Raw genomic sequence first — 21820 nt, 5'->3', positions numbered from 1 at the left:
TCGCCGCTGGTCCGACCGGACACCGCGCCCCGCTACCGCTCAGTAGCGTGATCACGACGTTCACCGGCCGTCACCGGCACACTGCCCGGCGCGAACGCCGACGCACCAGGTGGCGCAGACCCGGCAGCACCGAGCAGATCCTGTCGACGGCCGGTGCGGTCCCAGCAACGGGCAGCGGTGACGTGCACGGCGATCAGGGTCAGACCGGGTGTGGTCGGCCCGTCCGGGAACCAGGTGGCCAGTTCCGGACGCCAGAGCCGCGCTGCCCGCGTCGGGTCGTGGTCGTCGCGAGCGGTGCCGGAGAGCGACACCCGGACCTGACTCTCCGGGTCGGCGAAGCTCACCTCGACCTCCGGGTTGACCCGCAGCTGCCGCACCGTCGCCGACCGGGCGTACCCGAAGAACCACAGCTCGCCGTCGAACGCCGCCCGTTGCAGGAGCATCGGCCGGCCCACCAGCCGACCGTCGAGCGAGATGGTGGTGAGCGTGCAACTGCCCGCCGCCCGGATCAGCTCGGTGATCCGCTCCCGCGCCGCGCCGACGGCCATCGCCTCGTCAGTCATGCTGGCGCTCGCTCATGGCGGTGCTCCCTCACGTCGACCCCCGTCAGGCCGAACCGGTGCCCGGGACGGAACCAGCCAAACCTACGATCCGGTCATCGCCCGCCACCGGGCCAGGTTGTGCCGGGCGTCGACCAGGGCGTCGTGCCGCGCCGAATCGGCGTTCGGCAGCCGCGGGCGACCCCGGTCGTCCCACAGCTGCCGCAGGTCCTTGGTGAACCGGGGGATCTCCCGGGGCAGCGCCGGCATGGCACCCCAGAGCTGGGCGAGCACCACGTGGTCGTACGCGGCGTACCAGGCCCACAGTTCCAACTCCTCGCCGTTGCCGGCGCGCAGCGGCTCGACGAGGAAGTCGTACAACTCGTCGCGGATGCGCTCACGGGAACGCCAGGCCCGATCCGCCGGCGAGGGCAGCTTGTCCAGGACGTTGCGGCGAACCCAGGGCACGGCTCGGGACGCGTCGAACTCGGTGGAGACCGCGTAGAACTCGCGGCCGTGCTCGTCGACCATGCCGATCGACACCAGTTCGACCGTGCGGCCGTCCTCGATGAATTCGCAGTCGTAGAAATAGCGGTAGACCATCTCCGCCATCCTCGCCGACGCCCGTACCGCCCTGACGAGCGGGGCGAGGCCTCGGGAGCGCTTCCACGCCACCCGCAACGGTGACATCGCAGCTGAAGCTGTCACACAAGCGACTTGAGGGGTGTACACCACGCGACCGGACCGTCATGATCTGATGTGTACCGCTACCGGACGCCGATCGGGTGTCAGTCCGCCTTGTCAGGGCCGCCAGGCTCACCCGGTGAGCGAGTTGGGTCCTTGACCGGGGAGGGGTGGGGCCGTGGAGATGCGCCTGCCAGAGCCGGGCGACGCTCTCACCGGTGTGGAGATGTTCGCCGGGCTGGAACCCGAGGTACGCCAGCGTGTGATCGCCGCCGCGGTGCCCCGGACATATCGCAAGGGTCAGTTGCTGTTCGTGGAGAACGACCCGGGCGAGTCGCTGATCGTGCTGCGCAGGGGTGCGGTCGCGGTGTTCCGCACCGCGCCGACCGGCGAACGGGCCGTTCTGTCGGTGATCCGACCACCTGACGTGCTCGGTGAGGTCTCGCTGCTGGACGCCTCCACCCGGTCCGCCTCGGCCGAGGCGATCGAGGACTGCACCGCCCTGGCCCTGTCCCGGGGCGCCTTCATGGAGTTGGTGCACTCGAACCCGCGCATCCTCGACGCGGTGATGCGGTCCCTCGGCGCGCTCATCCGCCGGCTGACCGAACAGAACGCCGACCATGTCTTCCTCGACCTGCCCGGCCGGGTCGCCAAGACGTTGGTGCGGCTCGCCGGCGAGAGCCAGGCACCGATGATCACCATCGAGCTGAACCAGAGCCAACTCGCGGAGATGGCCGGCGGTTCCCGGCAGAGCGTCAACCAGGCGATCGGATCGTTCGCCAACCGGGGCTGGCTGCGTACCGAGGGCCGCCGGATCGTGGTCACCGACGTGCCGGCGCTGCGCCGCCGCGCCGGCATGAGCGACCGCTGACCGGCAGCCGCGCGCACTTATCGCGAAGCCGGAACACGAAAGCGGCGTCGGGAACAGGTCCCGACGCCGCCCGTGTGCAGCTCACGGTCAGGGCTTGGTGCTCCCGGGCCCGGCCCAGTCGGTGCCGCCCGGCCCGGCCCAGTCCGTGCCGTCCTTGCCCTTGCCCGGCACCTCACCGACGATGCCCTGGGCCTGAAGCTGAGCGAGGGTCGCGGCGTCCACATCCACCGTGTCCCCGGCCAGGTGGGTGACGCCGTTACCGTCGGTCCAGTCGCTGCTCAACATGACGTACACCATGAGGCTGTCCCCCCTCTGATAACGATCAACGAATCGGTTGCCTGAATCTAGCCGTTGCGCCACACAGCGCACTGCCCGGCGGAGTGTCCACAAACCAACAGCCCGGTACCCGACACTCGGCTGGGCAGCGATACTCGGTCGTGCGCCCCGCGTCGGGGCTCACCAGTGGAGGGTGTCATCGCCACTCAGTGTGATCGCTGTGGACGCACCGCCGCCGACGGAGACCGCTTCTGCGGTGGCTGCGGCGCGGAGCTCGGTGCCGTCTGCCCGCACTGCCTGCGCCCGCTCGCGCCCGACGTGGCGTTCTGCACCTCCTGCGGCGCGCCCCGGGCCGGCAACGACCGTGCCCCGGCGATCCCGCAGGAGGACCGCCGCCGGGTCAGCGTGCTCTTCGTCGACCTGATCGACTTCACCCCGTACGTCGAGCGGGCCGACCCGGAGCTGGTCCGGGGCATGCAGACCGGGTTCTTCTCCGCCGCCCGGCGGGTGGTCAGCCAGTACGGCGGGGTGGTCGAGAAGTACATCGGCGACGCGGTGATGGCACTGTTCGGCGCGCCGGTGGCCACCGAGACCGACGCGCTGCGGTGCGTACGGGCCGGCCTGGAGCTGCAACGGGTGCTCACCCGTTTCACGCCCACCGGCACCGACGGGCTGCGCTTCCGGGTGGGGGTGGCCACCGGCGAGGCGCTTGTCGACGTGGCCGCCGCCCGTGACGGTGGGCAGGCGATCGTGGCCGGCGACGTGGTCAACACCGCCTCCCGGTTGCAGTCCGTGGCACCGCCGGGCGGGGTGCTCGTCGACGGCACCACGCACGCGCTGACCCGCGACACCATCCGCTACGAGGAGCAGCCGCCGGTCACCCTGCGCGGGCGCTCCGCACCCACCGAGGTGTGGCTGGCCCTGGCCGCGGTACGCCAGCAGCCCGCCGACCGGGAACCGGACGCCACCCCGCTTATCGACCGCGAACATGAGCTGGGCATGCTTGTCAACGCCCTGCACCGCAGTCTGCGCGACCGCCGACCCCAGGTGGTGACCGTCTTCGGACGGGCCGGCATCGGCAAGAGCCGGCTGGTCCGGGAGCTGCACCGGCACACCGACCGGCTGGTGGACGAGCCATTGACCTGGCGGATCGGGCGCTGCCCACCGTTCGGCGAGAACGTCACGTTCGCCGCGCTGGCCGACATCGTCAAGGCCGAGGCGGGCATCCTCGACACCGACCCGGCCGGCACCGCCGCGCAGCGGCTCGCCGCTGCCGTCGGCGAGCTGGTCGGCCCCGGCGAGCGGGACCGGGTCGCGGACGCGCTGCGCCCGCTTGTCGGCCTGGCGGGCACCCCGCTGCCGGCCGAGGAGGCGGAGTCGGCGTGGCGGCGGTTCCTGTTGGCGCTGGCGGCCCGCCGCCCCACCGTGCTGGTCTTCGAGGATCTGCACTGGGCCGACGACGCGATGCTGCGCTTCGTGGAACTGCTCGGCGCGGCGGCCCGGGACGTGCCGCTGCTGCTGCTCTGCACCGCCCGTCCCGAGCTGGTCGACCGGGACCCGAGCTGGGCGGGGACGATCACCGGCTCGGTGACGATCACCCTGCCGCCGCTGCGCGACACCGGCATCGCCGCGTTGTACGCGCACATGTTCGGCCAGGCCGCCTTCTCCGCCGACCTGCTCACCCCGCTGATCGAGGTGGCCGGCGGCAACCCGCTCTACGCCCACGAGTACGTCCGGATGCTGATCGAGCAGGGCGCGTTGCGCCAGTCGGGGCGGGGCTGGTCGCTGGAGAAGCATCTCGACCTGCCGATGCCGGAGAGCGTGCACGCGGTCATCGCCAACCGGGTCGACCTGCTCGACGCGAAGGAACGGGCGGTGCTGCTGGCGGCGGCCGTGGTCGGGGTGCAGTTCTGGCCGGGCGCGGTGGCGGCGGCGGTCGGGCAGTCGGTCGAGGCGGTCGAGCGGGCGCTGCGCCGGCTGGAGCAACGCGACTTCGTGCACGAGCAGGGTGCGTCCACCATGGCCGGTCAGCCGGAGTACCGGTTCCGGCACGTGCTGGTGCGCGACGTCTGCTACCAGCGGTTGCCGCGTACCGAGCGGGTGGCCCGGCACGAACGCACGGCGGACTGGCTGGACACGCTGTCGCAGAGCCGGGACACCGACCTGGCCGAGGTGCTGGCTCATCACCGTTGGGCGGCACACGAGATCGCCCGGTCGCTGGGCATGGACACCACCCGGTACGCCGGCCCGGCACGGGCCGCGCTGCACCGGGCGGCCCGCCGGGCGTACGCCCTGCACGGGTTGGACGCTGCCGCCGGGCACGCGGGTCGGGCCCTCGGGCTGGCCGACGACTCCGACCCGGTGGGCCGGCTCCAGCTGGAACTGTTGAGCACGGAGATCTCGTTCTACCGTGACGGCAACGCATTCCTCTCCGGTGGCGGCTCCGAGCAGGTGCAGACGCTGGCCGACCGGCTGCTGGCGCACGGCGACGAGGCGTGCGCGGCGCGGGCCTGGACGCTGCTCGGTCAGGCGGCGTGGCTGCGCGCCGACCGGCAGGCCGCACTGGCCTGCCTGGACCACGCGGTACGGCTGTTCGAGCCGCTGCCGGACAGCGCCCAGAAGGCGGACGCCTACGCCGAGCTGGGTCGGCTGCACATGCTCAACTACGAGCGCGACGCGGCGGTGGCAGCGGCCGACACCGCGTCCGAGATCGGCGAGCGGCTCGGCTTGACCGAGATCCGCACCAACGCCCGGATCACCGCCGCCACCGCCCGCTACCAGGCCGGCGACCGCTCCGGCCTGGACGAGTTGTACGCCATCGTCGAGTTCAGCCGGGGCCGGCAGCTGCTGGCGTTGCCCCGGGCCACCCAGAACCTCGCGTACGCGGTGCGGGAGGAGGGCGACTGGCTGCGCTCCGACGCCCTGCTCTCGGCTGCGCCGGCCCGCACCGCGAGCGGGCAGACGCTGACCACCAGCTACTCGGGCGAGGCGATGCGGGCCTGGTTCGAGGGGGACTTCAATCGGCTGCTCGCCGCCGCCGAGGCGTTCGTGGACACCCCGACCGGCAGCTGGGACATGCAGGTCCGTGGGCTGCGGTCGTGTCTGCTGGTGCTGCGTGGCCAGCCGGTGCCGCCGGCCGCCGGTTCGTCGACCGCCCCGGGTCCGGCAGCGGTGCCGGCGGGCGACGACGTGGCTGCCGCGCTGGAGACCGCCCGGCGCAGCGGCTTCCACCGGCTGCACTGGACGATGCTGGCGATGGGCGCGCTGTGCCGGGCGGTGCAGGGGCGCACCGAGTGCGCGGTGTCCCTGCTCGACGAGTTGGCACAGGCGTGGACGGCGGTGCCGGCGCTGGCCAGCGGCGAGTGGATCGCCGCCGCCAGTTGGGCGGCCACCCTCACCGGCCGCAGGTCCGCCGCTCGGGTACGCGGCATGCTGGATCAGGTCGGTCACCGTACGCCCTGGTCGGAGGCGGCGCTGCGGACCGTCACCGGGGCGCTGGCCGGCGCCGACGGCGACCACCGGCACGCCGCAGAGCTGCACCTGGCCGCCGCCGAGCTCTACGCGGGCATTCCCGACGTCACCGACCGGATCCTGGCGTTGACGTTCGCGGTGCGGGAACTGGAGACGGTGGGCGAGCACGCGCGGGCCGCCGATCCGCTGGCCGAGGTACGGGCCTTCGCCCACCGCAACGCCGCACCGGGCCTGCTCACCCTGGCCCGACCGGACGTCGGCGAGACCCGGACCCTCGCCGGCTGACCCGCCACCGTCGGGCGGCACAACCGAGAGGCGGCGTGCCGAAAGCGGCTCAGGCGGCGACGGGGGCGGCGGGGGCGGCGGGTGGGTTCTTCAGCTTCTGGGCGTAGACGTCGACGTACTCACGGCCGGAGAGTTCCATCAGCTCGTACATGATCTCGTCGGTGACCGCGCGCTCGACGAACCGGTCACCGGCCAGCCCGGCGTACCGGGAGAAGTCCAGCGGCGGGCCGAACCGGATGCGCACCCGTTCCACTCTGGGCAGCAGCGTGCCGGGCGGCTGGATCCTGTCGAGGTTGAGCATCACCACCGGCACCACCGGCGCGCCGCTCTCCAACGCCAGCCGGGCCACGCCGGTCTTGCCCCGGTAGAGCCGCCCGTCCGGGGAGCGGGTGCCCTCCGGGTAGATGCCGGCGATGCCGCCGGCCCGCAGCACCTTGAGCTGGGTGTCCAGGGCGGCGCGGGCCGCCTGGCCGCCGGAGCGGTCCACCGGGATGGTGCCGGTGCCGGTGAAGAACATCTTCGTCAGCGCACCCTTGATCCCCTTGCCGGTGAAGTACTCCGCCTTGGCCACGAAGGTGACCTTCCGGGGCACGATCAACGGGGTGAAGATCGAGTCGGAGAAGGAGAGGTGGTTGCTGGCCAGGATCACCGGGCCGGTGGCCGGTACGTGGTGCAGGCCCTCCACCTGCGGCCGGAAGATGAGTCTCAGCAGTGGGCCGAGAATCACGTACTTCAACAGCCAGTACAGCACCGGCGTCCTTCCCTTGGCGGTGGTTCGCGACGGCGCGGTCGCGACACGAGCCTACGAATCCGGCCCGCCGATCACAACGGTTACCGGGCAGACTCAGAAACCGTGACACAGCGCCGCCGGCAAGGGGCAGGGGCTTTGTCGGACGATCAACGCCTGTCATGATGCGGCGCATGTCTGTGCACCGCCGTACCGTGCTCGGGCTCGGCCTGGCCGCGGTCACCGCTGCCGTCGCCGGCTGCCGCCAGCCGGTGTCGCCGTCCACGCCGGACGCCGTTGCCGCCACCGGCTCACCCACCGGCCCCGCCGCGACGCACCGTCCCGGCGCCGGGGCGTCGAGTGCGCCGCCCACGGGAACGCCCTCGGCGGCGGCCGGCGAGGCGCTCGGCGCGGCACCCGGCAGCTCGGCCGAGGCGGCGGCCGACGGCAGCCTGAGCGGGCAGGCCGGCATCGGCACGCCGTCACCGCTGAGCCGGGGCCTGGCGATGGAGCTGACCCGGCACCTGAAGCCCACGGCACAGAACCCGAACCACCCCGCGTACGCCGGCGCGGTGACGTCCGTGCAGGTCGACGGCAAGCTCGTCGCCCGGGCCGTGGTCGGCAAGGCGCTGCGCTACGGTGCCGGCCCGGTGCTGCTGCCCGAGTCGAAGCAGGTCGCCATGCGTCACGACTCGATCTTCGACACCGCCTCGCTGACCAAGGTGTTCACCGCCATCCTGACCCTGCAGCAGGTCGACGCCGGCCGGATCGCCCTCGACGCCCCCGTCGTGGAGTATCTGCCCGGCTTCACCGGTGCCGGCAAGAGCAAGGTCACCGTCGGCATGCTGCTGGCGCACACCAGCGGGCTGCCCGTCGGCGCCAAGGTCACCGGTCTGCCCGACGACGCCGCCCGGCGGGCCGCCGTCCTGGCCACCCCGCTGATCAAGGGCGCCACCCCCGGCACGGTCTTCCGCTACTCCAGCGTCGGTCTCATGGTCGCCGCCCAACTCGTCGAGCACGTCACCGGTCAACGGCTCGACAAGGCGCTCAAGTCCGGCATCACCGGCCCGCTCGGCCTGCGCGACACCGGCTTCAACCCCAAGACCTGGCTCAGCAGCGCCGACCAGGCCGCGCGACTCGTCGCCACCGACGCCCGCTCCAGCCGGGGACTGCTGCGGGGCACCGTGCACGACGACGTCGCCAACCATCTCGGTGGGATCGCCGGACACGCCGGCATCTTCTCCACCGCCGCCGACCTCACCGTCATCGGGCAGCTCCTGCTGGACGGCGGCACCTACCGCGGCACCCGGATCCTCTCCGCGGAAACCACCGCGAAGATGCTGACAAACGTCAACGCCGGCCTGCCCGCCGTCGACGCCGAACGTCCCGACCGCACCTCCGACCATGGCCTGGGGGTGGTGCTTCACCAGCCCTGGTTCATGGGCAAACTCGCCACCAGTCGCACCTTCGGACACACCGGCTTCACCGGCACCTCGCTTCTCGTGCACCCCGGCCGCCGGATCGTGCTCGTTCTGCTCACCAACCGCGCGCACCCCAACTGGAGCTGGGCCAACCCCGATCCGGTCCGGGTCGCGGTGGCGAACCTCTGCGCCTGAGCATCCGCCGGATTGCCTGGCACCCGCCGCACAAAAGGACAAAGAGCCGCGTGTCGACCAGCGGCGCGGGACGCGCCCGGGTACCCCACGCCACAAGGCACTCCCCGAACCCGGTCCGGACGTGTCACGATTCAGAGCACGGCGTGTGGGTGGCGCCCAGGGGCTGGACGCGGGGCGCGCCGGCGGCGCGATGAGGAGGATGGTCCGGGTGTCAGCGGGTGGAGCCCGCCGGGGACGGCGGGACAACGGGATCGACGCGAACGAGTACGCCGTGGCCGGCGACGTCGATCCGCGCGTCGGCGAGCACCTGCTCGACGTGCTGGCGGCCGGCGGCATCGCCGCGTACCTGCAACCGTCGGCAGATCTGAATCCGGTCACCCGCACCACCACCGTCCCGCCTCGGCCGGTCGACCGGCTCTACGTGGACCGCTCGCACCTGAGCACGGCCCGGGACTACCTCAACCAACTGTCCGACGAGGGCACCTCGGGACGGGTCAACGAGGAACCGGACATCGACGCCGAATGGGCTCAGATCGTCGCCGGGTTCCACTCCTCGCCGGGCGCCGGGGCGCACCCGTGGCCGGCCGCGGAGGACGTGGACGAGCCGCCGGGCCGGGCGGGCACCACCACGACCGCGACCCTGCCGGGCCCCGACGAGCCGGCCGGACCGACCGCCACCGGCGTACGCCGGTTGCCGTACGCGGCGGACATCTCCGGTGTCTCGGTGGGCCGTGGCCCACGCGACGGCGACGGCCCTTCCCTGCTGGAGGGCCTGGACACCTTCGGCGCGGACCTGCCCGACGACCCGGACGCCGACGAGCGTTACGTGCCGCCCCCGCCCCCACCGCTGCCCCGGGTGTCGAAGTTCGCGGTGGCCGGTGTGCTGGCCATTCTGCTCGGGTTCGTGCTGTTCCTCTTCCCCGACCTGGTCCCCGCCGATCGGGGCGTGGTGACGCTGCTCGGTTTCACCGGCATCCTCGCCGGTTTCGTCACGTTGGTGTGGCGGCTGCGTCCGGGCGACGAGGAACGCGATCCCGACGACGGGGCGGTCGTCTGAGGCCGCCGAGCCGGAAGCCGCCCGGATACCGGGACGCAGACCGCCTACGCCGAGGGATGTAACAGTGGTGTAACTTACTGTCAGTAGGAATACCGACAGTACGTCACGTCACCCTCCGACTGCCCGGTTGTTCCTTTCTCGTGGCGGTCACTCCCCTGCTGATCGGAATGCCCGAGATGCGACAGAGCTCCCTCGTGGTGGTAGCCAACCGCCTCCCCATCAACGACAACGTGGCGCTCGATGGCGCCTGCGAGTGGCGACGCAGTCCTGGTGGCCTGGTGAGCGCCCTGCACCCCCTGTTGAGACACACCCCGGCGACCTGGGTCGGTTGGGCCGGCGGGACCGGTCCCGCGCCCACCCTGCCCGACGTCGACGGGGTACGCATGCACACCGTGCCGTTGAGCAGCGAAGACCTGCGCGATCACTACGAGGGCTTTGCGAACGCGACCCTCTGGCCGATCTACCACGACGCGGTGGAACAACCCGAGCACCACCGGCGCTGGTGGGACGCGTACCAGCGGGTCAACCAGCGCTTCGCCGAGGCCACCGCCCAGGTCGCCGAGCAGGGCGCGGTGGTCTGGGTGCAGGACTACCACCTGCAACTGGTGCCGGGCCTGCTCCGTGCCCTGCGACCCGACCTGCGCATCGGTTTCTTCCTGCACGTGCCGTTCCCACCGCCGGAGCTGTTCATGCAGCTGCCGCGCCGGGCCGAACTGCTGCACGGGATGCTCGGCGCGGATCTGGTCGGTTTCCAGCGGGCTCAGGCCGCGCACAACTTCGCCCAACTGGTGACCAAGGTGCTCGGGCTGCCGGCCACCGACCGACGGATCGCGGTCGAGGACCGGATCGTCCGCATCGGAGCCTTTCCGGTCTCCATCGACACCGCCGAGATGGCGGCGCTCGCCGACCGGCCCGAGGTGGCCGACCGGGCGCGCCGGCTGCGGCACGACCTCGGCAGCCCGGAACAGGTCATCCTCAGTGTCGACCGGATGGACTACACCAAGGGCATCGAGCAGCGGCTCAAGGCGTACAGCGAATTGCTCGAAGGTGGACACGTCAAGGTCCGCGACACGGTGCTGGTGCAGGTGGCGGTGCCCAGCCGGGAACGGGTCGGTCAGTACCAGATCCTCCGCGACCGGGTCGAACGCGAGGTCGGACGGATCAACGGCGAGTTCGGCCGGGTGGGCGAACCGGCGATCCACTACCTCACCCAGCCGTTCGACCGGACCGAACTGGCCGCGCTCTACCGGATCGCGGACGTGATGGCGGTGACCCCGCTGCGCGACGGGATGAACCTGGTCGCCAAGGAGTACGTGGCCGCCCGGGTGGACGACGCCGGTGCGCTGCTACTCAGCGAGTTCGCCGGGGCTGCCGCCGAACTGTCGCAGGCGTACCTGGTCAACCCGCACGACCTGGAAGGGCTCAAGCAGGGGTTGCTCGCGGCGCTGCGCGCCGAGCCGGCCGACGTGCGGGCGCGGATGCAGGCCATGCGCGCGTACCTGCGGGAGCACGACATCCGCGCCTGGGCCCGCTCCTATCTGTCCACCCTGGATCAGAGCGGGTTGCTGCTCACCCGGCTCGGCGGTTGAGCCGAGCCACCGGGCCGACCCCACTGCGCGGGCGAGCACCGGGCCGACCCCACTGCGCGGGTCGGCCCGTCGGCCCGGTCAGGGCCGGCCCGACGGCCCCGGTACCCCGATCAGGGCCGGCCGGCGCGGCCCGGGTGTTTGAGCAGCCAGTCGAGGATGGCGTCGATCGGTTCCTGCCACCGGGCGTCCAGCATCAGGTCGTGTCCCATGCCCGGAAAGAGCAGCGGGGCCGAGCCGTAACGCCGGGCGGCGCGGGTCAGCGCCGTCGCCGGCACCACCCGGTCGTCGGGGCTGCCCAGCACCAGCACCGGCGGGCGACCCACCGCCGGTTCCGGGTCGGCGCCGGTGAGCAGTTGCCACTGGGCACGCCGGGCGGCCCGACCCAGCCGGGCGGTGTACCGCCGGGCCTCGGCCTCGGGCAGTTCCCGGCTGAACAGCTGGCTGCGGCTCAGCCGCAGGCCGCCGCCGAACACCGCCGGCAGGGTGCCGAACGGGTTGCGGCGCAGCGCCGCACCCAGGCTCGCCCAGCCACCGAACACCGGGGCCACCAGCACCGCCGCCCGGGCCGGGTAGCGGGCCAGGGCGTGCGCCACCACGAGCGCCCCGGCGCCGTGCCCCACCAGCACCGCCTGGCGCGGCAGGCCCGCCGCCACCTGGACCACGTCGTGCGTGTACGCCCGCAGGTCCGCCTCCGGCGCCGGGCCGCTGCCGCCGTGCCCGCGCAGGCTCACCGCGTACGCCGGAAATCCCCGGGAGGCGGTGTGCCCGAGCCAGTGCTCGGCGTACGCCCAGGCGCCGTGCCCGAAGCCGGGTACGAACAACAGCGGCGGGTGCCCCTCCTCCAGTTCGGGGGCGGCGCTGAGCACCTCACGCCGTACCGGCCGTACCGGACGGGCCCACTCCCAGCCGCGCACGATCCGCGGCCGCTCGCTCACCTGCGTCACTTGCCCTCCAGGTCACGCAGCGCACGCTCCAGGGCGCGCAGGTAGTCGACGTGGCCGACCTCGAACCAGTGCCGGGTCGAGTCCTTGACCCGTCCCGAGTAGCGCTCGCCCGCGCCCGCCGAAACCCGGCCCGCGAAGGCGTCGGCCCGGTCCGGGCGGGTGAGGCGGGTGTGCAGCAGCCGGGCGAACAGCACCGCCTGCCAGTGCACCAGCGGGAACAGGCCGGAGTCCGGCTGGAGCAGGCCGGCGACGGCGAGGGTCGGATGGTTCGGCACGAACGCGTTGAGCCACAACCGGGGGCGTCCCACACCCTCGTCGTCACCGAGGATCTTCGCGTCCAGGAACTCGAAGCGCGGCAGGTAGCCGGTGGCGAAGACGACAAGCTCCGGGTCGATCTGCCGACCGTCGGTCAACTCCACCGAGTGCGGATGCAGCCGCGCGACGTCCGGCACCGGGGTGATCGCGCCGTGGCCGACGTGGTAGACCAGCTGGCTGTTGGCGATCGGGTGGGTCTCGTACACCCGGTGGTCCGGTGCGGGCAGGCCGAAGCGGGTCAGGTCGCCGACGGTCAGCCGCAACGTGCGGTGGTAGAGCCACTGGCGCGCTCGCAGCGGCACCCGCAGCGCCAGCAGGGTGTCGTTGACCTGGTCGGCCGGACGACCGAAGACGTACTTGGGGGCGTACCAGTAGCCCCGGCGGGTGGAGTGCCAGCAGTGTGAGGCCTGCTGGGCGGCCTCCACGGCGATGTCGCAGCCGGTGTTGCCGGCGCCCACCACCAGCACCCGCTTGCCGCGCAGCTGCGCCGGGTCCTTGTAGGACGAGGCGTGCATGACCTCGCCCCGGAACTGTTCCAACCCGTCGTAGCGGGGCAGCTTCGGCGACCAGTTGTGCCCGTTGGCGATCAGCACGGCGGCGTACCGGGAGGTGCGTTCGGGGCCGTAGCCGCCGGTGCTGCGGGTGGTGACGTCCCACCGGTCGCCGTCGACCGGCTCGATGCGCACCACCTCGGTGCCGAACCAGATGTGTCGGCGCAGGTCGAAGTGGTCGGCGTAGCGCTCGAAATAGGACAGCAGCTGGCTGTGGTGCGGATAGTCCGGCCAGTCGTCCGGCATCGGGAAGTCGGGGAACTGCGTGAACGGCCGCGACGAGATCAGGTGGGTGCTGGCGTACACCGGGCTGCGGTCGTGCCGCCAGTTCCAGGCACCGCCGATGCCGGTCTCCCGCTCGTAGCAGTCGACACCGAAGCCGTGCTCGGCGAGGTTCTTGATGGCGGTCAGGCCGCTGGCTCCGGCGCCGATGACGCAGACGGTGTCGCCCCGGTCGGCGATCGGGCGACCGTCGTGGCTGCGAGCCAGTGTGGTCGTCTCCGCATCGGGCCGGCCGTGCTCGGTGGGGGTGGGCACCGGGGGGTCTCCTTCGTCTCGGCACGCCTGCCGGGTCGCGCGAAATCCTCTCCACATCCGCGCGGTATGTCCAGCCCGTCCGAGCGCCGCAGCTCAGTCCGCGACGGGTAGGAGCAGGTCGACGACGATCGGAAAATGGTCGCTGGCGCGGCGGCTCAGCGGGGTGTCCAGCACGTCGTAGTCGACAACGGTGATCCGAGGGTCCACGAAGACCCCGTCGATGCGCCGCCGAGGGTCGGCGCAGGAGTAGGTGAGCCGGTCGGCCCGGTCCGCCGCCACCGCCGCGTCGGTCAGTCCGTGCGCGACGGTGTGCCAGGCCGGGCCGCCCGGTTCCTCGTTGAGGTCGGCCGCCGCGATCACCGGCAACGGCGCGACGTCCAACTCCCGCTTGAACAGTTTCGCCTGGTCGGGCCGCTCGACCGGGTCGGTTGCCAGGTGCGAGCCGGCCACCGTGAAGCGGGCCGGGCCCCCCACCACGCAGTCGGCGTACGCGGCACCGCGCAGGTGCCGGCCGGGGGTCAGCGGGAAGCGTTGGTGCCGCACCCCGGTCACCCGTACCCGCAGGCTGACCAGGAGCAGGTTGCCCAGCGCCGGCAACCCGCCGGCGGCGACCACGAGACCGAACGAGGCGGCCAGCGTGGCCGACTTCGCGCGCCAACCGAACCGGCGCGGCCCCTCCTGGACGATCAGGACGTCGGGTGCCAGCTGGCGGACGACCGTGGCCAGCGCGGCGACGTCGTCACGCTGGCCGTGCACGTTGTACGACACGACGCGCAGCGGCACGCCGGAGTGGGCGTCGGTCACCTCAGATCCGCCGGGCCAGGTCTGCCGCGCCGATGACCCCGGCGGCGTTGCCCAGCTCCGCGGGGCGGATCTCGGCCACCGGCAGTCGGCTGCGTTGGGCGAGTGACTCGGCGTACGACCGCCGGGTCGGGCCCATCAGCAGCTCGCCGGCGTCGATGACGCCACCGCCGACGACAAGCACCTGCGGGTCGAGCATCTGCGCCATGTCCGCCATGCTGGTGCCGAGCCAGCGCCCGACCTGGGCGAACGCCTCGGCGGAGACCGGGTCGCCGCTCTTGGCCGCGGCGGTCACCATCGGGCCGGTGATCGCCTCGGCCTCGCCGTCGGCGAGTTCCAGCAGCGCGGTGGCCCGCTGCGGCTCCTGCCGGGCCGCAGCGCGGGCGAAGCGGACCAGGGCGCTGCCGCTGGCGTACTGCTCGATGCAGCCGAGCCGACCGCAGCCGCACTGGTGCCCGTCCGGGACGGTGAGCATGTGACCCAGTTCGGCGGCGATGCCGTTGGCACCCCGGACCAGGTCACCGCCGAGCACGATGCCACCGCCGACGCCGGTGCCGATGGTGAACATGACCATCGAGTCGTCGGCGTTGCGGGCCGCGCCGTAGCGGAACTCCGCCCAGGCGGCCACGTTGCCGTCGTTCTCGACGATCACCGGCAGGCCGACCGCCGCGCTGACGTACGCCCGCAGCGGCTCGTCCCGCCAGGCCAGGTTCGGGGCGAAGAGCACGGTGGAGCGGCTGGCGTCGATCCACCCGGCCGCGCCGATGCCGACCGCCTGGATGTCGTGCCCGGCGGCCAGTTCGGTGACCAGTTCGGTGATGACGTCGCGGGTCTTGCCCACGTCGTCGGCGGGGGTGTCCCGTCGGGTCTGCACCAGCACCGTGCCGGTGTCGTCGACGACACCACCGGCCACCTTCGTGCCACCCACGTCGACTCCGATGGTCAGCGTCACCGCTGCCACTCCCCTCTGCTGTGCCCCGCGCGTACCTGCCCTGGCCGGTGGTGCGGGTCGTCCTGAGATCAGGCTTCGTCGCCTGCTGCGCCCTGCTGCTCGGCGCTGGTGGGCGCCGCGGCCTCCGACGCGGTCCGGCGCTCGCCGTCCGGCGTCCGTGAGGCGGGCACCACCGGGCGGCCGGTCTCCGGCGTCGGGCCTACGGCGTCCGCGACCGGCCCGGCGGCATCGACGGGCGGGACGGCCGGGACGGCACCCTCTTCCGCTCGCGTCGCGGCGGTCCAGACGTGCCGATCCGGTGCCGGCTGAGAATCATGCCCGGTACGGGTCGCCTCGCGCCACACGTGGTCGCTGTCCGGGTCCCCACCCGGGCCGCTGGAGGGGTCGTCGGACGTCTCGGGCGGGGCGAAGGCCCGCAGAAAGCTCGCCAGTCCGGCGGCCAGATCGCCCGCGCCGGTGGCCAACCTCTCGGCGAATTCCGGACTCGGATCGCGTAACGCGGCGATTCCCCGGCAGACCGGACAGACGCAGCATTCCGCCGCACCAGTGGCGAAACCCGGGCCGGCTGCCGCTCCGGACGCCTCGTCCGAGTCGCTGTGACCGAGGACACTGGTCATGATCCCGCTCAGTGAGCCCAGCGGCCCTGTACCGGGGTTGCCGGCGGCCAACCGCGCGCTGGCCAGCAGAGTGGCGACCAGCCGCTCCGCCTCCTGTCGGGCCGAACCTGGATCCGTTGCACCCATCGTGGGCTCCTCTACCGTGGCGACCGCGTCGCCGGACGCGTCACTGCGCCGAACCAGTTGCTTCTACCCGGCGCTTGAGCTGCTTCAACGCGGTGTCCATGATCATCTTTTCGGCCTTGCGGCGGAACATTCCGAGCATCCCGACCGCGAGTTCCACCTCCAGGGTGTAGGTCACGGTGGTGCTCCCGTCGGCATTGCCGACCAGGTCGTACGACCCGCGCTGGAGCTTCTGCATCTTCGACGGCGTCACCAGGTGCCACTCGATGCGGGACAGGTCCTCGGCGTAGGCGTACTCCAGCACGTACTCGTCGGCCAGCACGCCGGCGTCCAGGACGAAACGGACCTGGCTGGCGTAACCGTCCTCGTACTCCTCGATGACCTCGACCTCGCGCATCGCGTCGGTCCACCGGGGATAGCTCGGGAAGTCACAGATGACCGCCGCCACCTGGTCCGGTGACGCGGCAATGGTGATCGACTGGGTGGAGGAGTCCGCCATGGGGGGAGGCTACCCGTCCCGGGAGCCGGTCGTGCCGCGCCGCCCCACCTGCGATGTGCTCGTCAGCGGCAGGGCAGGTAGGTTTCGAGATGAGCAGACCCGCCGGTGGCACCCCGACCGGCCAGTGCAAGCACGAGGGAGTGCAGGTGCGCGAGTTCTCCGTCCCGCCGATCGTCACCGTCGGCGACTCGGCCAACCTCACCGATCCCGTCTGGGAGAACGCCGAGGTCGCGCCGGACGCGGTGCAGTTCATCCGCCGCGACTCCCAGGGCGGCCTGGTGGACGTCACCTGCCGCCAGTTCCGCGACGAGGTCGTCGCGGTCGCCCGCGGCCTGGTCGCCGCCGGCGTCCGGCCCGGTGACCGGGTCGCGCTGATGAGCCGGACCCGCTACGAGTGGACGCTTGTCGACTACGCGATCTGGGCCGCCGGTGCGGTGACCGTGCCGGTCTACGAGACCTCCAGCGCCGAACAGGCCGCCTGGATCCTGGCCGACTCCGGCGCGGTGGCCGCCGTGGTGGAGTCCACCGCGCACGCCACCCTGGTGGCCGGCGTCCGCGACCGGCTGCCCGAGCTGGCACACCTGTGGCAGATCGACCTCGGCGGGATCGACGAGCTGAAGACCACGGGCAGCACGGTGGAGCCCGCCGAGATCGAGCAACGGCGCGCCGGGCTGCGGTCGGTGGACATCGCGACGATCATCTACACCAGCGGCACCACCGGCCGCCCCAAGGGCTGCGTGCTCACCCACCGCAACATGTACTCCGACATCGCCAACGCGGTGCCGGTGCTGCCGAACCTGTTCGGCCCGAACGCCTCCACGCTGCTCTTCCTGCCGCTGGCGCACGCCTTCGCCCGGCTCATCCAGATCGGCGTGGTGCAGGCCCGGGCCACCATGACGCACTGCTCGGACGTCAAGAACCTGGTCCCCGAGCTGCAAGAGATCAAACCCACCTTCGTGCTGTCCGTACCGCGGGTCTTCGAGAAGGTTTACAACGGCGCGAAGCAGAAGGCCGAGGCCGCCGGCAAGGGCAAGATCTTCGCCCGGGCCGAGGCGGTCGCCATCGCCTACAGCGAGGCACTGGAGACCTCCGCCGGGCCGGGCCTGGCGCTGCGGGTCCAGCACGCGCTCTTCGACAAGCTGGTCTACGGCAAGCTGCGGGCCGCGCTCGGCGGGCGCTGCCGGGACGCGATCTCCGGCGGGGCGCCGCTCGGCGCCCGGTTGGGCCACTTCTTCCGGGGCGTCGGAGTGCCGGTCTGCGAGGGGTACGGCCTCACCGAGACCTCCCCGGCGGCGTCGGCGAACCTGCCGGGCTTCACCCGCATCGGTACGGTCGGTCGGCCGCTGCCCGGGGTGACCATCCGGATCGCCGACGACGGCGAGGTCCTCATCGCCGGTGACATCGTCTTCCAGGGGTACTGGCGCAACGACGAGGCCACCGCCGAGGCGATCAGCTCCGACGGCTGGTTCCGCACCGGCGACCTCGGTTCGCTGGACGGTGACGGCTATCTGACCATCACCGGTCGGAAGAAGGAGATCATCGTGACGGCCAGCGGCAAGAACGTCGCCCCGGCCGTGCTGGAGGACCAGGTACGGGCCCACCGACTGATCAGCCAGTGCGTCGTGGTGGGCGACCGACAGCCGTTCATCGCCGCGTTGATCACCCTCGACGAGGAGGCGCTACCGGCCTGGTTGGAGTCGGTCGGCCTGCCCGCCGACACAAGCGTCGAGACGCTGCGCGAGCACGACGGGCTGCGCGCGGAGATCCAGGGCGCGGTGGACCTGGCCAACCAGTCGGTCTCCAAGGCCGAGGCGATCAAGGTGTTCCGCATCCTGCCGCAGGACTTCACCGAGGCCACCGGCGAATTGACCCCGTCGATGAAGGTCAAGCGTCAAGTCGTCCACAAGTCGTACGCGGCGGAAATCGCAGACATCTACCGCGGCTGACTACCATCCGTCACGTGTCCGCCTCGACAACCGCCCTGGCCCGCTCCCATCCGCTCGCCTCGGCGACCCGGGTGGTCGTGCTCGCACTGGTCGCCGTCCTGACCCTGCTCGCCACCCGTGACCTGACCCAGCTCTGGTGGATCGTGCTGCTCGCGGTCGCCGGTCTGCCCGCGTCGATGGCCCCCGAGCACTGGCTGATCGGACCGATCAGCCGGATGGCGGAGGTGGTGGTGCTCGGCCTGGCGGCGAGTCAGGTCGCGGCGGTCGCCACCATCGGCGGGCACATCGACGGGCTGGGCGCCTCCGCGGTGCTGCCGTACCTGGCGGTGCCGGTGACGGTCACCGCGTTGCGACGCCGCTTCCGCGAGGGTGCCCTGCTGATCGCGACGGTCGCGGCCACCCTGCTGATCACCGGCGCGTTCACCGAGGTCGGCGGAGCGCGGCAGGTGACCCAGACGGGGTACCTCGCGGTCTGCGCCCAGTGGCTGATCCTGGCCGTGCTCGGTCTCTACGCGGCGCAGACGCTGCACCGGGTGATGCAACTGCGGCAGGACACCAAACCCCAGCCGTACGCGGAGGCGACCCGGCTGCTGACCCAGCTGCGTACCGTCGCCCGCCAACTGCCCGGCGCGACCCTGGACCCGGGTGGCATCTCCGAGCATCTGCTGGAGGAGTTGCGCACGGTGGCCCGCACCGACCGGGGGGCGGTGCTCTCCGCCAGCGGCGGCGGGCGACTGGTGGTGCTCGCCCAGATCGGTGCGGACCGGGTCGACTGGGAGACCACACTCGACGCCGACTCGGCCATCGCCGACGCCTGGGCCAGTCAGCAGCCGCAGACCGCGGCCCGTTCCCAGTCCCGCTCCCACCGTGGTGGGGACGTGTCGGCGTTGATCGTGCCGCTGGTCGCCGGGGTCCGCACGGTCGGCCTGGTGGTGCTGGAGGCCGACGCCGCGCACGCCTACCCGTCGCCGGTGACGGCCGAGGTGACCGGGCTGACCGGGCCGGCGGCGCTGCGGCTGGAGGCCGCCCTGCTCTTCGACGAGGTGCGGTCGCTGGCCACCAACGAGGAACGGCAGCGACTGGCCCGGGAGATCCACGACGGGGTGGCCCAGGAACTGGTGATGGTCGGCTACGGCATCGACAACGCGCTGGCCACCGTGCACGAGGACGCCGAGGAGACCGCCGAGAGCCTGCGGACCCTGCGCCAGGAGGTCACCCGGGTCATCACCGAGCTGCGGCTGAGCCTGTTCGAGCTGCGCAGCGAGGTGGACCGGCACGGCGGTCTGGCCGCCGCGATCGCCGAGTACGCCCGTACCGTCGGGGCCTCCGGCGGGCTGCGGGTGCACCTGTCGCTCGACGAGTCCACCGCCCGGCTGCCCGCCGCCACCGAGGCCGAGTTGCTGCGCATCGCCCAGGAGGCGGTGACCAACGCCCGTAAGCACGCCGGGGCGACCAACCTCTGGGTCACCTGCGAGGTGGATCCCCCGTACGCCCAGATCGAAGTGTCGGATGACGGTCACGGCATAGGTGACAAACGTTCCGACGGGCACTATGGGCTTGCGATCATGGCCGAGAGGGCGGAACGTATCCGGGGCCGGTTGGAGATCAGACCACGTCAGCCCAGTGGGACGACCGTGGCGGTGGTGGTCGGCTCGTCACCCCGGCGCGATAACCTTCGCGGTAGCGCCGCCGCAGCAGAAGGGGAGTAACCCGAGGATGACCACAAGTCCGACACCGGCTACCCGTACCAAGGTCCTCCTTGTCGACGACCACGACTTGATCCGTAAGGGCCTGCGGCACGCCTTCGAGCGCGACCGGCAGTTCGAGGTCGTGGGCGAGGCCGCCACCGCGGCGGAGGGCGTACGGCAGGCCGGCGCGCTGCAGCCGGACGTGGTGATCATGGACCTGCGGCTGCCCGACGGCAGCGGCCTGGAGGCCACCCGCGCACTGCGCAAGTCCAGCGCGTCGATGGGCATCGTGGTGCTCACCATGTACGCGGGCGACGACCAGCTCTTCGGCGCCCTGGAGGCCGGGGCGAGCGCGTTCGTGCCGAAGACCGCGCCGGCCGACGAGGTCGTCGCCGCCGCCCGGCACGCCGCCTCCTCCCCCAGCGCCTTCACCGCCGCCGACCTGGCCGAGGCGATGAAGCGCCGGCTCGCCCCGTCCGGGCCGCAGCTGTCGCCGCGTGAGGGCCAGGTGCTGCGGCTGCTCGCCGACGGCATGAGCGTGGCCGGCATCGCCAAGCAGCTGTTCGTCAGCGAGTCGACCGCGAAGACGCACATCTCCAAGCTCTACGAGAAGCTCGGCGCGGCCAACCGGGCCCAGGCGCTGATGACCGCGCTGCGGCTCGGTCTGCTCGAAGCGCCGGACGCCCCCAAGTTCTGAGCAACACCCACGGCGACGAAGGGATCCGTGTCCGCCACCGCGCGGGCACGGATCTTTCGTATCGACCTCCGTCTGCGGACGCACTATGGTCTCGGTGATGAAAGCGGGGCAGAATACCCGCCGGGGCATTGACGCCTACACCGTGTGCGGAGGAGTGAGACATTGCAGCGGCCGGACTGGGCACCCGAGACGATCGATGTCGAGCGGCCCAGCGTCGCTCGGATGTACGACTACTACCTCGGCGGATCGCACAACTTCGCGGTGGACCGGGCGGCGGCCCAGGCCATGGTGGCCGCGGTTCCCGAGGCCCCGCTGATGGCCCAGGCCAACCGCGCCTTCCTGCGCCGGGCCGTGCAGTTCCTCTGCGAGGCGGGGATCCGCCAGTTCCTGGACATCGGCTCGGGCATCCCGACCGTCGGCAACGTGCACGAGATCGCCCAGCGGCACGCCCCGGACTCCCGGGTGGTCTACGTCGACGTCGATCCGGTCGCGGTGGCACACAGCCGGGAGATCCTGGCCGGCAACGAGAGCGCCACGGTCGTCCAGGAGGATCTCCGCCACCCCGAGCGCATCCTCGCCCACCCGGACGTCCGGGCGATGATCGACTTCTCTCAGCCGGTCGCCGTCCTGATCGTGGCGGTGCTGCACTTCGTCGGTGAGCACGACCGGCCGGCCGAGGTGCTGCGCACCCTGCGGGCGGCGTTGGCCCCGGGCAGCTACCTGGTGCTGTCGCAGGCCAGCGACGACGGTCGCAGCGAGGCCGAGCGGGCCGAGGCGCAGAAGGTCTACCAGCGCACCGACAACCCGCTGTGGGTTCGCAGTCGGGCCGAGCTGACCGCGTTCTTCGACGGCTTCGAGCTGGTCGAGCCCGGGGTGGTGTGGGTGCCGCAGTGGCGTCCGGAAACCCCGGACAGCGCCGAGGACGCCGAGCGGGCGGTCTTCCTGGGTGGGGTCGGGCGACTCGGTGGGTGAGCCTCCGGACGGTCCCGCCCGCCCCGGCGCGTTCGCTCGGGCGTGGGCCAAGGCGTTGGCGGG

Annotated in this window: 19 protein-coding genes; 9 read left to right on the top strand and 10 right to left on the bottom strand. The window is 72.2% G+C overall.

What is annotated here, in order from left to right:
• Positions 1-32: 32 nt before the first annotated feature.
• Together Vgi01_RS01690 and Vgi01_RS01685 are read right to left on the bottom strand one after the other, a co-directional pair.
• A complete protein-coding gene (locus tag Vgi01_RS01690) occupies positions 33-563 on the bottom strand; it encodes a pyridoxamine 5'-phosphate oxidase family protein (RefSeq protein ID WP_102659492.1) in 531 nt (176 codons plus the stop codon).
• A gap of 81 nt (positions 564-644) precedes the next feature.
• Complete coding sequence (locus tag Vgi01_RS01685; protein ID WP_146017589.1) at positions 645-1142, bottom strand: polyadenylate-specific 3'-exoribonuclease AS; 498 nt, start codon at positions 1140-1142, stop codon at positions 645-647.
• A gap of 259 nt (positions 1143-1401) precedes the next feature.
• Between Vgi01_RS01685 and Vgi01_RS01680 the strand changes: the two genes are divergently transcribed.
• Positions 1402-2094, top strand: a complete 693-nt coding sequence (locus tag Vgi01_RS01680; RefSeq protein WP_013735136.1) for a Crp/Fnr family transcriptional regulator — start codon at positions 1402-1404, stop codon at positions 2092-2094.
• An 87-nt stretch (positions 2095-2181) separates the two neighbouring features.
• Here the strand turns inward: Vgi01_RS01680 and Vgi01_RS01675 are convergent, their stop codons facing one another.
• Positions 2182-2379 (bottom strand): hypothetical protein, encoded by a 198-nt coding sequence (locus Vgi01_RS01675; protein WP_162097625.1) that lies wholly within the window; start codon positions 2377-2379, stop codon positions 2182-2184.
• Positions 2380-2556: 177 nt separating this feature from the next.
• On the opposite strand from Vgi01_RS01675, the gene Vgi01_RS01670 reads away from it, so the two are divergent.
• Positions 2557-6126: an ATP-binding protein gene (locus Vgi01_RS01670; RefSeq protein ID WP_204289942.1), complete on the top strand. Its 3570-nt coding sequence runs from the start codon at positions 2557-2559 to the stop codon at positions 6124-6126.
• Positions 6127-6175: 49 nt separating this feature from the next.
• Here the strand turns inward: Vgi01_RS01670 and Vgi01_RS01665 are convergent, their stop codons facing one another.
• Entirely contained in the window at positions 6176-6877 is a 702-nt protein-coding gene (locus Vgi01_RS01665) for a lysophospholipid acyltransferase family protein (protein WP_204289941.1), read from the bottom strand.
• 170 nt (positions 6878-7047) lie between these two features.
• On the opposite strand from Vgi01_RS01665, the gene Vgi01_RS01660 reads away from it, so the two are divergent.
• From Vgi01_RS01660 to Vgi01_RS01650, 3 genes are all read left to right on the top strand, one after another.
• On the top strand, positions 7048-8469 hold the full coding sequence (locus Vgi01_RS01660; protein ID WP_233196935.1) for a serine hydrolase domain-containing protein: 1422 nt from the start codon (positions 7048-7050) through the stop codon (positions 8467-8469).
• 208 nt (positions 8470-8677) lie between these two features.
• Positions 8678-9526 (top strand): DUF308 domain-containing protein, encoded by an 849-nt coding sequence (locus Vgi01_RS01655; protein ID WP_102659509.1) that lies wholly within the window; start codon positions 8678-8680, stop codon positions 9524-9526.
• Positions 9527-9702: 176 nt separating this feature from the next.
• Positions 9703-11115, top strand: coding sequence for an alpha,alpha-trehalose-phosphate synthase (UDP-forming) (locus tag Vgi01_RS01650; RefSeq protein ID WP_204289940.1), 1413 nt, complete (start codon positions 9703-9705; stop codon positions 11113-11115).
• A 110-nt stretch (positions 11116-11225) separates the two neighbouring features.
• Here Vgi01_RS01650 and Vgi01_RS01645 read toward each other — a convergent pair whose 3' ends face one another.
• The 6 genes from Vgi01_RS01645 to Vgi01_RS01620 all read right to left on the bottom strand — a co-directional run bounded on the left by Vgi01_RS01645 (position 11226) and on the right by Vgi01_RS01620 (position 16454).
• Entirely contained in the window at positions 11226-12050 is an 825-nt protein-coding gene (locus Vgi01_RS01645; protein ID WP_204289939.1) for an alpha/beta hydrolase, read from the bottom strand.
• Between the two features lie 5 nt (positions 12051-12055).
• Complete coding sequence (locus Vgi01_RS01640) at positions 12056-13462, bottom strand: flavin-containing monooxygenase (protein WP_102659487.1); 1407 nt, start codon at positions 13460-13462, stop codon at positions 12056-12058.
• A 93-nt stretch (positions 13463-13555) separates the two neighbouring features.
• A complete protein-coding gene (locus Vgi01_RS01635; protein WP_102659486.1) occupies positions 13556-14266 on the bottom strand; it encodes an endonuclease/exonuclease/phosphatase family protein in 711 nt (236 codons plus the stop codon).
• Position 14267: 1 nt separating this feature from the next.
• On the bottom strand, positions 14268-15215 hold the full coding sequence (locus Vgi01_RS01630) for an ROK family glucokinase (RefSeq protein ID WP_102659506.1): 948 nt from the start codon (positions 15213-15215) through the stop codon (positions 14268-14270).
• Positions 15216-15283: 68 nt separating this feature from the next.
• Positions 15284-15958: a hypothetical protein gene (locus Vgi01_RS01625; protein ID WP_204289938.1), complete on the bottom strand. Its 675-nt coding sequence runs from the start codon at positions 15956-15958 to the stop codon at positions 15284-15286.
• A 40-nt stretch (positions 15959-15998) separates the two neighbouring features.
• On the bottom strand, positions 15999-16454 hold the full coding sequence (locus tag Vgi01_RS01620; protein WP_203220628.1) for an SRPBCC family protein: 456 nt from the start codon (positions 16452-16454) through the stop codon (positions 15999-16001).
• A gap of 146 nt (positions 16455-16600) precedes the next feature.
• Here Vgi01_RS01620 and Vgi01_RS01615 point away from each other — a divergent pair, with 146 nt between their 5' ends.
• From Vgi01_RS01615 to Vgi01_RS01600, 4 genes are all read left to right on the top strand, one after another.
• Entirely contained in the window at positions 16601-18400 is a 1800-nt protein-coding gene (locus tag Vgi01_RS01615) for an AMP-dependent synthetase/ligase (RefSeq protein ID WP_204290008.1), read from the top strand.
• Between the two features lie 14 nt (positions 18401-18414).
• A complete protein-coding gene (locus tag Vgi01_RS01610; RefSeq protein WP_204289937.1) occupies positions 18415-20109 on the top strand; it encodes a sensor histidine kinase in 1695 nt (564 codons plus the stop codon).
• Positions 20110-20116: 7 nt separating this feature from the next.
• Entirely contained in the window at positions 20117-20785 is a 669-nt protein-coding gene (locus Vgi01_RS01605; RefSeq protein ID WP_007072219.1) for a response regulator transcription factor, read from the top strand.
• A gap of 162 nt (positions 20786-20947) precedes the next feature.
• Positions 20948-21757, top strand: a complete 810-nt coding sequence (locus Vgi01_RS01600; RefSeq protein WP_204289936.1) for an SAM-dependent methyltransferase — start codon at positions 20948-20950, stop codon at positions 21755-21757.
• Positions 21758-21820 lie beyond the last annotated feature (63 nt).

Origin of the sequence: Micromonospora gifhornensis (assembly GCF_016863515.1) — a bacterium.
Lineage (GTDB): Bacteria > Actinomycetota > Actinomycetes > Mycobacteriales > Micromonosporaceae > Micromonospora > Micromonospora gifhornensis.
The sequence above is the reverse complement of the archived record's forward strand: the minus strand, read 5'-3'. Positions and strand labels throughout refer to the sequence as shown.

What these genes read in the sequence shown, in the direction of transcription:
- Vgi01_RS01690 (WP_102659492.1), bottom strand. Translation starts at nt 563, where the DNA reads ATGACTGACGAGGCGATGGCCGTCGGCGCGGCGCGGGAGCGGATCACC.
- Vgi01_RS01675 (WP_162097625.1), bottom strand. Translation starts at nt 2,379, where the DNA reads ATGTTGAGCAGCGACTGGACCGACGGTAACGGCGTCACCCACCTGGCC.
- Vgi01_RS01660 (WP_233196935.1), top strand. Translation starts at nt 7,048, where the DNA reads ATGTCTGTGCACCGCCGTACCGTGCTCGGGCTCGGCCTGGCCGCGGTC.
- Vgi01_RS01620 (WP_203220628.1), bottom strand. Translation starts at nt 16,454, where the DNA reads ATGGCGGACTCCTCCACCCAGTCGATCACCATTGCCGCGTCACCGGAC.
- Vgi01_RS01650 (WP_204289940.1), top strand. Translation starts at nt 9,703, where the DNA reads ATGCGACAGAGCTCCCTCGTGGTGGTAGCCAACCGCCTCCCCATCAAC.
- Vgi01_RS01685 (WP_146017589.1), bottom strand. Translation starts at nt 1,142, where the DNA reads ATGGTCTACCGCTATTTCTACGACTGCGAATTCATCGAGGACGGCCGC.
- Vgi01_RS01625 (WP_204289938.1), bottom strand. Translation starts at nt 15,958, where the DNA reads ATGGGTGCAACGGATCCAGGTTCGGCCCGACAGGAGGCGGAGCGGCTG.
- Vgi01_RS01605 (WP_007072219.1), top strand. Translation starts at nt 20,117, where the DNA reads ATGACCACAAGTCCGACACCGGCTACCCGTACCAAGGTCCTCCTTGTC.